General features: G+C 41.3%; 14 protein-coding genes and 5 pseudogenes. 9 read left to right on the top strand and 10 right to left on the bottom strand.

The window, feature by feature from the left end:
* The first annotated feature begins 238 nt into the window (after positions 1-238).
* Positions 239-1,195: an IS110 family RNA-guided transposase gene (locus TW84_RS12525; protein WP_045975976.1), complete on the top strand. Its 957-nt coding sequence runs from the start codon at positions 239-241 to the stop codon at positions 1,193-1,195.
* On the opposite strand, the gene TW84_RS12520 is transcribed toward TW84_RS12525, so the two are convergent.
* The 4 genes from TW84_RS12520 to TW84_RS12505 form a co-directional block, all read right to left on the bottom strand.
* Positions 1,192-1,842, bottom strand: a complete 651-nt coding sequence (locus tag TW84_RS12520) for a hypothetical protein (protein WP_157634040.1) — start codon at positions 1,840-1,842, stop codon at positions 1,192-1,194. The genes TW84_RS12525 and TW84_RS12520 overlap by 4 nt on opposite strands.
* A 115-nt stretch (positions 1,843-1,957) precedes the next feature.
* Positions 1,958-2,707: a hypothetical protein gene (locus tag TW84_RS24570; protein WP_045975975.1), complete on the bottom strand. Its 750-nt coding sequence runs from the start codon at positions 2,705-2,707 to the stop codon at positions 1,958-1,960.
* A gap of 388 nt (positions 2,708-3,095) precedes the next feature.
* Positions 3,096-3,932, bottom strand: coding sequence for a hypothetical protein (locus TW84_RS12510; protein ID WP_045975974.1), 837 nt, complete (start codon positions 3,930-3,932; stop codon positions 3,096-3,098).
* 306 nt (positions 3,933-4,238) lie between these two features.
* Positions 4,239-4,745, bottom strand: coding sequence for a P-loop nucleotide/nucleoside kinase family protein (locus TW84_RS12505; RefSeq protein ID WP_157634039.1), 507 nt, complete (start codon positions 4,743-4,745; stop codon positions 4,239-4,241).
* A 174-nt stretch (positions 4,746-4,919) separates the two neighbouring features.
* Here TW84_RS12505 and TW84_RS12500 point away from each other — a divergent pair.
* From TW84_RS12500 to TW84_RS12490, 3 genes and pseudogenes are all read left to right on the top strand, one after another.
* Positions 4,920-5,158 (top strand): annotated as a pseudogene (locus TW84_RS12500) (transposase); the annotation flags it as partial.
* Positions 5,159-5,227: 69 nt separating this feature from the next.
* The gene (locus TW84_RS12495) at positions 5,228-5,512 is read left to right on the top strand and encodes a type II toxin-antitoxin system RelB/DinJ family antitoxin (protein ID WP_045975971.1); all 285 of its coding nucleotides are present in this window, start codon (positions 5,228-5,230) and stop codon (positions 5,510-5,512) included.
* Positions 5,509-5,787, top strand: a complete 279-nt coding sequence (locus TW84_RS12490; RefSeq protein WP_045975970.1) for a type II toxin-antitoxin system RelE/ParE family toxin — start codon at positions 5,509-5,511, stop codon at positions 5,785-5,787. The genes TW84_RS12495 and TW84_RS12490 overlap by 4 nt, the downstream gene beginning before the upstream one ends.
* A 151-nt stretch (positions 5,788-5,938) precedes the next feature.
* On the opposite strand, the gene TW84_RS12485 is transcribed toward TW84_RS12490, so the two are convergent.
* Complete coding sequence (locus TW84_RS12485) at positions 5,939-6,460, bottom strand: GNAT family N-acetyltransferase (protein WP_045975969.1); 522 nt, start codon at positions 6,458-6,460, stop codon at positions 5,939-5,941.
* 226 nt (positions 6,461-6,686) lie between these two features.
* Entirely contained in the window at positions 6,687-6,986 is a 300-nt protein-coding gene (locus tag TW84_RS12480) for a hypothetical protein (RefSeq protein ID WP_045975968.1), read from the bottom strand.
* A 108-nt stretch (positions 6,987-7,094) separates the two neighbouring features.
* Here TW84_RS12480 and TW84_RS24095 point away from each other — a divergent pair.
* Positions 7,095-7,306: pseudogene (locus TW84_RS24095) on the top strand (IS110 family transposase); the annotation flags it as partial.
* 47 nt (positions 7,307-7,353) lie between these two features.
* Positions 7,354-7,545 (top strand): annotated as a pseudogene (locus TW84_RS24415) (IS110 family transposase); the annotation flags it as partial.
* A gap of 22 nt (positions 7,546-7,567) precedes the next feature.
* Here TW84_RS24415 and TW84_RS12470 read toward each other — a convergent pair.
* Positions 7,568-8,134, bottom strand: a complete 567-nt coding sequence (locus TW84_RS12470; protein ID WP_045975967.1) for a class I SAM-dependent methyltransferase — start codon at positions 8,132-8,134, stop codon at positions 7,568-7,570.
* Between the two features lie 353 nt (positions 8,135-8,487).
* Here TW84_RS12470 and TW84_RS12465 point away from each other — a divergent pair, with 353 nt between their 5' ends.
* On the top strand, positions 8,488-8,922 hold the full coding sequence (locus TW84_RS12465) for a hypothetical protein (RefSeq protein WP_045975966.1): 435 nt from the start codon (positions 8,488-8,490) through the stop codon (positions 8,920-8,922).
* Positions 8,923-9,276: 354 nt separating this feature from the next.
* Positions 9,277-10,350, top strand: coding sequence for an endonuclease/exonuclease/phosphatase family protein (locus tag TW84_RS12460; RefSeq protein ID WP_045975965.1), 1,074 nt, complete (start codon positions 9,277-9,279; stop codon positions 10,348-10,350).
* 685 nt (positions 10,351-11,035) lie between these two features.
* Here the strand turns inward: TW84_RS12460 and TW84_RS12455 are convergent.
* Entirely contained in the window at positions 11,036-11,428 is a 393-nt protein-coding gene (locus TW84_RS12455) for a hypothetical protein (RefSeq protein WP_045975964.1), read from the bottom strand.
* An 89-nt stretch (positions 11,429-11,517) separates the two neighbouring features.
* Between TW84_RS12455 and TW84_RS24410 the strand changes: the two are divergent.
* Positions 11,518-11,634 (top strand): annotated as a pseudogene (locus TW84_RS24410) (IS110 family transposase); the annotation flags it as partial.
* A gap of 145 nt (positions 11,635-11,779) precedes the next feature.
* On the opposite strand, the gene TW84_RS12450 reads toward TW84_RS24410, so the two are convergent.
* Both TW84_RS12450 and TW84_RS24565 read right to left on the bottom strand, forming a co-directional pair.
* On the bottom strand, positions 11,780-12,379 hold the full coding sequence (locus TW84_RS12450) for a cytochrome c oxidase assembly factor Coa1 family protein (protein WP_045975963.1): 600 nt from the start codon (positions 12,377-12,379) through the stop codon (positions 11,780-11,782).
* 261 nt (positions 12,380-12,640) lie between these two features.
* Positions 12,641-12,886: pseudogene (locus tag TW84_RS24565) on the bottom strand (hypothetical protein); the annotation flags it as partial.

Here is a 12,886-nt window from a genome sequence, read left to right as displayed (position 1 = left end):
CCGAGCGTTGTGAATCACTCTTAAATTTATTGTATGGATAATAAGCACTCCAATCGGGTAAGGTGAGACCCAGGCTTTAGCTGCAACTAAAGTTCTTCTATCTGATAGTTCGATTAAATGATGGCTCCTCTATCGAGAGACCGATAACAAGTACGAACGTCAGATAGAACTCCAAGCACCACACTCGAATAGTCTTCTGGGTCTCGAGCCCGCATTTGCAAGCAAGAGTTAGCTTATTATGAATACAAACACACTTCAAAACATTAATGTCGGCGTTGATACTGGCAAATCACAATTAGATATTTATATCCGTCCGCTCGACATTTACTTCACCGTTCCTAACAATGACAAAGGCATCAAAGAACCCGTCAGAACTATCGCTAAACACCAACCTCAGCGTGTCGTGATTGAAGCTACTGGACGATTAGAAATGCCCTTCATCCTTGCTTGTGACCAAGCAAAGCTACCCTATGTCATCGCTAACCCTTTGAGGATAAAAAGGTTCGCTGGTGCTATCGGACAAAGAGCTAAGAACGACCGTTTAGACGCCGCGCTCATTGCCCACTATGCTGAGAAAGTTCAGCCTGACTTAACCGAGCTAAAAGCCGAAAACATCCGATTAATGAGTGACTTAGTATCAAGGCGAAATCAGTTACTCTCCATACAGACCATGGAAAGAAACCGACTACAAATATTGCCAAAGAACATCGCCTCAACCATTACGCCCATCTTAACCGCTCTTAAAAATCAAATTGAAAAAGTAGAAGCTAAAATCACAAAGCTCATCGATATCTCACCTGAATATCAGACTAAGAATGAGATACTTCAAAGCATGCCTGGAGTCGGTAAGATACTGGCCGCATCTATCATCAGTAACGTCCCCGAACTTGGTTACATCACCAATAAACAAGCCTCTAGCTTGATTGGTGTAGCCCCCATCGTTAGAGAAAGTGGTCGTTACAAAGGAAAGCGCATAATACAAGGAGGTCGGACTCAAGTTAGAACCGTTATGTATATGGCAATGATGTCTGCCATCCAATGTAACCCTGTTTTTAAGACTACATATGAACGATTACTTGCGGCAGGAAAACCCAAAAAAGTAGCCATAGTTGCCTGCATGAGAAAGATGGTTGTGATCTTAAACTCGATGCTCAGAGACGGTGTAATGTGGGATAAAGATAGCGCCAAAAATTAACTATTGACGCCATAGTCTCTTGTTAGGCTTCTGTACGTTGAGGCAGGGTTAGGACCATACAATGCGAACCAATATGGGATTAATAGCCCAAATGCCATTGACCCACCGATAAACGTGGTTGGGAAGCTTTGCAGCACTAATTCAAAAACCTTATCGTACTGCTCTGGACTCAACGTTGACTTATTTACGTATATCTCATAAGAAAAACAAACTGGCTGATATATCGACATTCGTAAAAACCAACTCAAAGCACTTACAGGAAGCAAAAACAAAAACGGTCTCGTCCATACTGAAGGCAATATAAAGTGAATTGCAGGAATCAAGAACAGAAAAGCCACGTACAAGGCATTCGCTGATATGTTCTGGGTACTAAATGTATAAGACTGACCTTCATACATCATTAACACAGAGACCCCGAGTACACTAATTAGAAACAGCTTCCCAAATTCTTTTGTACGTGAAAAACGAAGCAAGCAATAGCCCACGACCAATAGCAAGACCGTAAACCAAATGTAAGCATCCCAGTTCATTTCGAGGAATCGAGGACGAGATGTTTGAATAATGATCAAAAACACATACGCTACGGGCAGGTATAGAAATAAAACAACTACAAGACGTAGAAATGCCCAAACCGCCTGTCTTATCACCTAGTAATCCTCCTAGAAGCCTAACGCCCAATTAAGGTGTGAGTAACGCTACCACAAAACTCAACCAGACCACCGTAAACACTAAATTCAAATTTAACACCAAAAATGCCAAGCGTTATGAATCACTCTTAAATTGTTTGTTATGTGTTTGTTTTCTAATACTTTGCACTTCTTGTTTTACGTTTTTTGAAACCGTGTCAAGCATATCATCTAAGCTTATTGAGTATGTGATAAACGCACCTTGTCTCTGTAAATTTTCAAGAGATTGAATTTGTTGACTCATTAAATTACTCGTAATCTCTAGAGCTCCATCTAGGGCTTGCAATTCAGAAGAGTTAGCAAAAGTACACGCCCATTCTAATGCTGATGTGGACTTAACAAAAGAACGATCCCAATTCCGCTTAATGGCTTCATTATCTTGGGCAGTTTGTTCTAAATCAGGATGGATAATGGCTCCATTTTTCAGTCTACAAGCCCATAGCGTTGACTCTTTGTAATCTTCGTATTTAGCTAATAAGTCATAATATGACTTTTCAAAATTCACAAAAGCCTCATACCTTTGAGAGTGTGCAAATTGATCTTTCCAAGTACTCAGTGCTCGATATGCAAAATATGCTGCACAAGTTGTGGCGACGCCCCCAAGAAGTGCGCCAACCCCAGCTAATACATCTGTCCACTTCACTCCAACAAAGTAATCTCCAACAAATGTACAACCAAGCAAAAAGCCAAAACTAGTTGTTGTTAAAGTAAAAACGGCAACAACTGCTGTTCCTGTAACTTTCAAACATGTACTCCAAAATTGATAAAAACACATAACATTTTTAATAACAGGCAGTCTCGTTTTTCTCTCTGCCTGACTTGCCATTAACCTATCATAAGTGACTAAAAATTAATGTAAATGCATCAAGCTATACACCCCGCCATCACATAAAAACGAGTGTGCGTGTTATCACTTTTTAACCATGCGCGTTATCTTGGTAAGAATTTCGCTAATCCTATGGCTAACAATAACTTATAAAACCCTTCAGCTGCTAAACAAGACTGAACTCTCAACAAAACAAGCCACTTTTCATACTCAAACCGAGTCTAACCCCAATAGACGGTATAGATGAACAGAAAAAAGGCTTAGAGCGAGCACCCCACTCCAAAGCTCGGTGATTCAAAATCTAATTGGGACAGACACCTTAACAAAGTAGATAACTTTGTTGTTCGAAGAGCATTGGCTGCTCACGCAGCCAATAGGATGTTATTGCCTATTGACAGGCAGAAGGCTCATATGTGTTATATTGAACGTGTTCCCTAATTGTATCAATGTACTCCAGAACCCTTTTCCGGTTGTCCGCGTACAGCTCATTCCCACATACTTCTGAGCGATATTTGATAGTCGGGGTAGAGTATATTGGCAACTTAATTTCTTCATAGCTCATTACTGTTCCCGCATTTGAGCATTTATACGCTCGTGCATATGGCTTTATTAAATGCCGATTCTCTGGTCTAGTTGATCTTTCTAATTCCCCTTGAAGAAGGGAAAATAGAAAGGTTTCTGAGTGATTAGCCCACATAAGATGGCCGAACTCATGCTCCAATACATCATTAGAGGCATCGTCAGCTAGTAGGATATAGCTATCACTTAACTCCCAGTCGGTAGCGCCTGTAGTACCATCCTCAAAAATTCGGTGACGATTGGGTGCAACAAATACATAAAAATCCAAATGACTATCACGTAACGGACGTATCACATCACGTCCCACAGCTACGGTAACTTGACTATGAATTTCATCAAAGTACTCCTCGCCAGATAGCGATAAATCGACATACCTAAACGAGATAAGCTCTCGGCTCAAAGGCAAACATGAGTTCGATAATATCTTGTTCGATTGTCTGATTTGTTGCTCAGCTACTGACTTTGTATAAGACTCTTGCAGTGATGAGTCAACAAAGTATGAAACCTTTGTGATTAGAGGGGGGTCTTTCATTAAACAGACAGGCAAGACTAGTTCGCCCTCATCCAATAAAGTGCGATCTGGCCGATTGAAATAGAACAAAGCTATTGTGGCAACAAATGAAAATAAAACTACATACTTTTTCATCAGCTCTCCATTATCGATAGTCAATATAACGCCTGCTAAGTGGCTGGCAACGCATACCATCATACTAAACCTAACCGTCGTAAACGCAGAACCAGACTAGCAATCTAATTGGGACAGACACCTCAATACATTAACAATCCCGATAAGAGATCCTCAATATTTGTTTGTCGTAAGCAATGCTTAATGACCGAAATGACAAAGCGAAGTAGATAACTTTGTTGTTCAAAGAGCATTGGCTGCTCGCGCAGCCAACAGGATGTTATTGCCTATTGACAGGCAGAAGGCTCATATGTGTTATATGCAATTTCACACGCCTAGCTTTTCCGTTAGTTCCGCGAAAGCTATTTCAATACTTTTGCCTGCCGTGTCTATTTTGATTACATCGGCTTTCCAAGCTTCGTAATGACGGTTCTGCACTTGTTTCCAGTCAGGTAAATTTAGGTTTGTTACTTCACTTCTACGAGTGATGACTCTTTGTTCGTGTTCACTGCTATCTGAGCAACTAATTTCAATATTGATGAATTTAGCCCCTACACTTTCTGCGACTTCCTGCCATTCGCGTCGAGTAAGCTCGATAGGATTACAAGAATCTGAGATACAGCTATTCCCAAGATCTAAGTTGTCTCTGGTTATACGATAGCTTAAACGATACCCCTCACCTTCAACTTTGAAGTTACAAAGATCTCGAAGCCCTTGCTCTACTGTATCAATGCGAACATACGCAGCACCCACTTTAGCCGCCAACAGCTTAGCAAGAGTCGATTTACCCGAAGCTGGGAGACCCGAAAATATGTATAAAATAGGATAATTCAATTGACCTCTGTTCCTTGCATGTAAAATCATTAATAACAGACCGTCATCGTTTTTCCGTCTGCCTGACTTGCCATTAACCTATCATAAGTGACTAAAAATTAATGTAAATGTATCAAGTTATACACCCCGCCATCACATAAAAACGAGCGTGCGTGTTATCACTTTTTAACCATGCGGGTTACCCAAGGAGGACGGGCTCAAGTAAGAACGGTTTATACATGGCAATGATGTCGGCTATCCAATGCAACCCTGTATTTAAGGCTACATATGAACGGCTTGTTGAAGCTGGGAAACCTAAAACAATGGCTATCATTGCATGTTTGCGAAAGGTGGTAGTAAGACTAAATTCGATGCTAAGGGATGGTGCTATGTGGGATAACAGTAGCGCCAAAAACTCACTATTGACGCCTTAGTTTCTTGTTAGTTGCCCCACTACAAACCTAGTGCTAACATTTGTACACACGCAAGATATGGAGTGCATCATGGACACTAGAATTCAATTTCGTGTTGATGAAGAAACGAAGCGACTAGCCCAACAAATGGCTGAAAGCCAAGGCAGAACACTAAGTGATGCTTGTCGCGAACTGACTGAACAACTGGCCGACCAACAGAGAAAGGCTTTATCTCACGATGCATGGTTAACTGAACAGGTAAACTTAGCTTTTGAGAAGTTGGACTCGGGAAAAGCAGTTTTTGTTGACCACGAATCAGCCAAATCTCGTATGGCCGAGCGCAAAGCTAAAATACGTAACCGAGGCAAATTGTGATTTTGTGGGAAGAAGAGTCTCTTAACGATCGTGAAAAGATTTTTGAGTTTCTTTATGACTTCAACCCCGAAGCTGCTGATAAAACAGACGAAATCATCGAAGCAAAAGTTGAGAACCTTTTAGAACAACCTCAAATGGGAGTCCAACGAGACGGAATTAGAGGGCGATTGCTCATTATTCCTGAGATTTCGATGATCGTTTCCTACTGGGTTGAAGACGGCATCATTCGAATTCTGCGTGTGCTACACCAAAAACAGCAATTCCCAACGGACTAATTATGTCGACTGGGCAACTAACGCCTCGTTAAGTAGTAAGCGACACCTGCACCTAACCTAAACCACTGCACCGTAGATACAAAGCCCAACTTGAACTGAAAATGCCTCGCGTTGCGAATCAGCTTGAATTGGTTATTAGCCCTGTGGCTGACTAGTACATATAACCTAGCCAATCAAAATGTCCCACACCCCACTGCTTACCTTTGAGTGGTTTCACATACAGTTCATCAATATGCTCTACAGCAACTCCAAAGTTGGTGTGCTCGTGCAGCCTCAACCAAGACTGCATACACTGAACTTTGTTAAAACCATTCGATGAGTAGAAATCATCTAACTCAGATATGAGGATTATGAAATCAACGTCTTTAGTTTCGGCAAATGCCGACAGTTCTGACAACATGAAAGAGCCAATACCTTGCCCTCGATAACGCTCATCAACACAGAAGTCGATTACGCCCAGAACCTTATGTATTTCCCCACCGACGCTAACAACGCGATAATCCAGTCCAAGATAGCCAACCAACTGTTCACCTTGAAAATGAAGGGCGCGCATATGAGGTAGCTGCTTAAAGTAAGAACGACTTACTTGGCTGTCTGGAAAAGCTTGGTTTCTTAATGCTTCGATAGCCTTATGATGCAATTCTGAAACTTCGATTTCTTGAACGATTTCCATATCATTTCCTCGAAAGGGCTAACGCCCTGCAAACAAGCGACAACGCGATGCCACTTAACTTGAATATTGTGCCATTGAATCCAATTGGGACAGACACCTTAACTATCCGTGCTTAATGACCAAAATGACAAAGCGAAGTAGATAACTTTGTTGTTCGAAGAGCATTAGCTGCTCGCGCAGCCAATAGGATGTTATTGCCTATTGGCGGGAAGAAGGCTCATATGTGTTATGTTGATATTACGCTGCTATCCAACTTACCACAGCTACCACATACAACTTTTCCTTTCCTAATACTACTTGAGCAATTTGGGCAAGAACGCTCTGGTAGCCTAGGGTCATAGTACGTATCAAGCTTCTGAAACTCATTATCATCCTGTCTTGATTTACTATCCGTCTTGCTTTTCGATACAGCAAAAATAACTAACAAGACGAAGGCTATACCACCCAAGACCAATAAAACAAACACCGCGAGAGGTAAGATACCTGACATCGCAAGAAACTCTATAATCCCCTGATTCTTATCCATATTACCTCTCTACCAACAGGGTTCGATAGCAACATAACGAATGACATGGATTCCCCCCTACCGAGGATCTGCCACACTTATGTGGCACTTAAATGCATCGGAGGCACCATATCTGGCTATTCTTATTTCTGCGGTATGGACTTAGCTAAAAACCACTTCAGTCTTCATGCCGTAGACCAAAATGGTAAGGTCATACTTCATAAGTCGGTAACTCGCTCTAAACTACTGACTACAATAGCAAATATACCACTCATGCGTATAGGTGTTGAAGCGTGTGGTGGTCCACATTATTGGGCAGAGCACCCAATAAACTGGGGCATTAAATCTAATTGATAAATCTAATTGGGACAGACACCTTAACAACCCCACAGTACTGTACGTGGCAATGATGTCGACGATGCAATGTAATCCAGTGTTCAAAACCACTTATGAACGATTACTTACGGCAGGTAAACCCAAAAAAGTAGCCATCATAGCCTGCGTTAGAAAGATGGTGGTAATTATTAATTCGATGCTAAGAGGCGGCGTCATATGGGATAAGAATCTAGCTAAAAACTAGCTATTGACGCCATACTCGTTCGTTATGTGACTTTTTGAGCGATTACAAATATTGAATCGCCTGCTTCAAACTCTTCATAGACATGCGCCTCAACTACGTTGAAATTAGCTGAGATAAGCTCTAATAATTCTTCTTTCTTATGATATTGCATTGTTAGTCCATCCATAACCTCAGCACCAGTGCCTAACCAAAAACTATGGGCAATGTACCCTCGACTGTTCAAAGAATTACGTTGGCTTTTCAAAGACTCTGCCAATTCACAAACCGTTAAGTGATGAAGGACTTTGTTGGAGTAGATACAGTCTACGTTTTTAGCTAACTTGATTACTTTTGCATCTAGTTTGATAAAACTTAAATGAGGCAGCTTGTCATTAAGGTGGACAAGAAAAGCATCTGAATAATCCGAACCCAAATAATGGTAATAATTACTTAGGTATGCCGCGTCATGTCCAGAGCCAGCACCAAGTTCAAGTATATGACTTTCAGTATTTACGTGCCTACGCAACACTTCATACAACTCTTTACCATCATAGTCTTCGCACATTTCGACGTAGTTTTGTACGCCTTGTTGACTATCATAAATACTCATAATCACCTCTAGTTACCTAACATTCTTAATAACAGGCCGTCTCGTTTTTCTCTCTGCCTGCTTGCCATTAACCTATCATAAGTGACTAAAAATTAATGTAAATGTATCAAGCTATACTCCGCGCCATCACATAAAAACGAGCGTGCGTGTTATCACTTTTTAACCATGTGCATTATCTTGGCAAGAATTGAATCTAATTGGGACAGACACCTTAACACCTTAACAGTCACACTTACATTCCAAAACTATCAAAGGCATGGTTTCTAAAATCTGTTATCGCAGAAACCTTAACGCAAAATCGAACCAGCGTACTTAACAACAATCAGAACCTATCAACAGATCTCTGGAAGTTTTTGGTTACAAAAAAGCTCGTTGCGGTTCGTAAAAACATTCCGGATAGAGCTGTCGATAGCGTCTTTTCCGATTTCAATCACACCAGAACGTTTAACGAAAAAATGAGTAGTACTTATGAAAGTGCTAAGAAAAAAGACAAAACAAAAATATACTACGAAGAAGCCATTGCCACTTCTAGGCTCAGCGTAACCAACAAAGAGAAATTTGGAGAGTGCAGTACGTTAGCTACATTTCTTGCCTGTGAATACTTTCTTGACCACAAAGCCAGTGAGCAAAAGAAAATTATACGAGACACACAAAATGATTCGTCCTATCGAAATTACTGCTTATTTCTACCCGAATATGAAAAAGTGCAAAATGAAGTCTCTCGGTTAACTAAAAATTACGATCTTAATTTAAGCGTCGTTATATCAAGAGACTTACTCCCCAAATAGAACCAACAAATTAGCAGCATTTTTGCCAATTACAGAGCACCTTGCGAAATCAAGGTGCCATTATATCCCTTCCCGAAAATGAATCCAATTGGGACAGACACCTTAACAATCCCGAGATGGAAAGGGGCAAATACGAGTTGTTGCAAATTATGCAACTACTGAGGATTCCTCGGTAGTTGCTCATTAGCTAATCCTATGAGCTGTACTATGAATCCTGAAACTTTTTGGGGTACTTCTTAGATACGAAGTGCCAACTGTGATTACGCCTGCAGCAAAGGTTTTGTATACATATCACTCTGCAATTTCCAATTCTGTCCTATCCTTTGTGTTTAAATCAACGAAAGGCTAGGAACAATGAAAATAGCAACATTTAACCTGTATAACTTTTGCGCACCTCCATTCAAATATTATCAAAAGGCAAACAAATACTCCGAATCAGACTGGAACGAAAAATATGGCTGGATTAGTACCCAGATTTCTCAGCTTCAACCAGACATTATCGGCTTCCAGGAAGTGTTTTCCGTTGATGCTCTTAAAGAGCTCGTTAGCGAACTGGGCTATGAGCTGCATACAGTCGACTCTGTAACGCCTGCCAGAGGTGAATCACAGGACAGCTCAATTCTGGGTAGTCCTGTTGTTGCAATTGCTGTACGCCGGGCTTCTGAGATTTCAATAATGGATATCAATCCTATCCCCTTCTCTGATACGGTTACCGACACACTAAACGTCCCTGATATAGAAGAGAGACGGGTATTCAGCCGCTTACCAATAGACTGCTTAGTGGAACTCGAACAAGGAAGAAAGCTCAGAGTTATTATTGCCCATCTGAAATCTAAAAGACCCAAGTACGAGCTGACGCAATACAGTAAGGAAATTAAGCCTGATGAACTAATAATGCAGGAATCACGGAACAAATCTCTAGGGATGGCAACCAGCCTATTTATCCGCACGGCAGAAGCGGCTTCAATTTCAGACCACGTTCATAAACTATTGTTAGAAGATAACCATACGCCCATTATAATATTGGGTGACTTAAATACTGAACTGGGCACAGTAGACTATGATCTTGTTCTTGGGGAACAGGCATCGCTGGATTCTGATTCTATTCCTGATGACGATCAAGAACTTAAAGACGAACTGAAATCTCTCAAGTATCGATTTAAACTGAACGATGCCTATGTCTGCTTCAGAAAAACCGATGACAAGGTATACCGTTCAAACTATTTACCTGCTGAGCGACCCTACACCTATATCTATGAAAAACAAGCAGAGGTTTTAGACCATATATTTGGTAGCCATCATATATACCCATCCGACGGAGCCATGCTAGAAGTTACGGATTATATAGTGCTGAATGACCACTTGCAGAGAAAAGAGAAAACTAAATCTGACCATGGTATTGTCATGGCAGAGTTTGAGTTTAAGTAGCTGTTGAATCTAACTGGGACAGACACCTTAACTATCCGTTGTTGCTCGAAGAACATTGGCTGCTCGCGCAGCCAATAGGATGTTATTGCCTATTGCCGGGCAGAAGGCTCATATGTGTTATGCGGTTTCTGACAGATGCTAAGTCCGTCATTGATATTTGAAGTTAGCGAGGAGTAATTGAGCAACCAGCTAAAAATTAACGGAAGATTCTTTTGTTATGAGCTTCCTGATTTCAGCTTCGCCACATATGCAGAAGAGCTACCGTCCCAATAACATCTAGTACACCTACCATAATCAAATTTATGCTCGCAATTTTCATAGCCGTATAGGTAATGGGCACACTCTGGGCACAATGACACCATTTCCGATCTAGCACTGAAGAATAGGCTTGAACATTCTTCGCACTGAGCAAGGTTCTGATCTTTCATTAATCTATCCTATTGATTTACAGGATTTTTGTTGCCACATAACATCCTTAACAACAGGCAGTCTCGTCTTTCTCTCTGCCTTACTTGCCATTAGCCTATCATAAGCATCTGAAAATTAATGACAATGCGTCAAAATATACATCATGAATCCAATTGGGACAGACACCTTAACTATCCGTTGTTGCTCGAAGAGCATTGGCTGCTCGCGCAGCCAATAGGATGTTATTGCCTATTGGCGGGCAGAAGGCTCATATGTGTTAGCTGGTTGTTTCCACAACATCGAAAGCTACCAAGTTGAAACTTGTCGCCTGAATAAACCACTCATGCCAAGGCATCGTTTCCTTGAAGCCATCAAAGTGGAATGTACTCCCATCAAACTTCGCATTCATGATTTCGTCAATCGGGTACTCTGGGGTTTTGTGACTGACGGGTGCAACATCATTCAACCAAGTGAGGCTTTTTTCATCGGACACGTTGTATAGAGTCATCGCCCCATTTTGAACAATTAGATCTTTTCCGTTGGAACTTGGGTGCTCTTTGCTGATAAAAATACCACTGAGAACGATGATGATCTTGGAGTCAGCTCTGGAAACATCATTGATCGATACATCATGAAAGCTCATCTTGTCAAAGTCGGTATTAATTTCCATATAACCTCCTGCTAGCTAACGAATGACATGGATTCCCCCTACCGAGGATCTGCCACACTTACGTGGTACTTAAATGCATAGGAGGCACCATGTCTGACTATTCTTATTTCTGCGGTATCGACTTAGCTAAAAACTACTTCAGTCTTCATGCCATAGACCAAAATGGTAAGGTCATACTTCATAAGTCGGTAACTCGCTCTAAAATCCAATTGGGACAGACACCTTAACTATCCGTGCTTAATGACTGAAATGACAAAGCGAAATAGATAACTTTGTTGTTCGAAGAGCATTGGCTGCTCACGCAGCCAATAGGATGTTATTGCCTATTGACAGGCAGAAGGCTCATATGTGTTATATGCCTTTTCCACAAGGCGTCAGAATTTCGAGTTCTTGACTGGGCAAATATGTGATTTCCAAGCAAGTTAATCGCCATATACTTTCACTTAATTCGGCTTTGAACTCAAATAGGCCATCACCTTTCGGACCTTCGATCTCGTACTGCATATAAGCAGAACCAGAAACTTCATACCCTCGAAGGGTTCCTTGAACTAAGTCAATGTCGTAAGGCGTACCAATATTTACGTGAAACTTGTCCGAGCTCTCTAAAGTGCTAAGCGCAAGCTTGGTTGAACCAGACTCTTTAAATGAGCTTTTCATGCTTGTAGAGAAGATGAATGCCAAGATAACTCCACAGGCCAGCATTATCGCAGCTGCAACAGACCACTTCCTTTGAGAGTTTTTAAACTCTTCAACACTACTCCATTGATTATGCTTCCAAGCCCACTCATTGCCTTTGAAACCAAGAATAAATGGCATCGCAATGTTAACTAACGGCACAAACACCAACAAAGCTCGATAGGTACGAAAGCGAATACCCCATATCCAATTGAACACAAACGCGCCCCAATTCCAACCTTTAATCTGTTCAGGGACTTCTTTACTATTGTCCATATAATCCACTAATACTATTCGGGCACATAACACTCTTAACAACAGGCAGTCTCGTTTTTCTGTCTGCCTGACTTGCCATTAACCTATCATAAGTAACTGAAACTTAGTATAAATGCGTAATATATACATTTTATCAATATATAAAAGCGTGCGTGTGGGTTATCTTAGTAAGAAGGGTAAAAATTCTATTACTAACAATAATTTAGAGCGAGCACCCTACTCCACAGCTCGGTGATTCTGTGCCTGCTCGTTGATAACCAATCAACGCGAGGTGAGAGTTTGCTCTGCCTTAAGCGTTTTAACGATGCCGTCTCGCTGACTATCGCTCAATGGAAACCAACGGTTCTTCTGGATCTGCGGTTCAGACAGTACCTCAAGCAGTGCATCTGGGCTCAGTTTCGCCTTTCCGTACGCTACCAGCTCAATCGGCTGTGCACACAAAGACTGCAAACGACAAATACATTGGTCGACGTCTTGGGTAAAACACAAGTTATAGGCATTTTGGTT

It is taken from the genome of Vibrio neptunius, from assembly GCF_000967495.1.
GTDB lineage: Bacteria > Pseudomonadota > Gammaproteobacteria > Enterobacterales > Vibrionaceae > Vibrio > Vibrio neptunius.
This window is presented reverse-complemented; position numbering and strand designations above follow the sequence as displayed.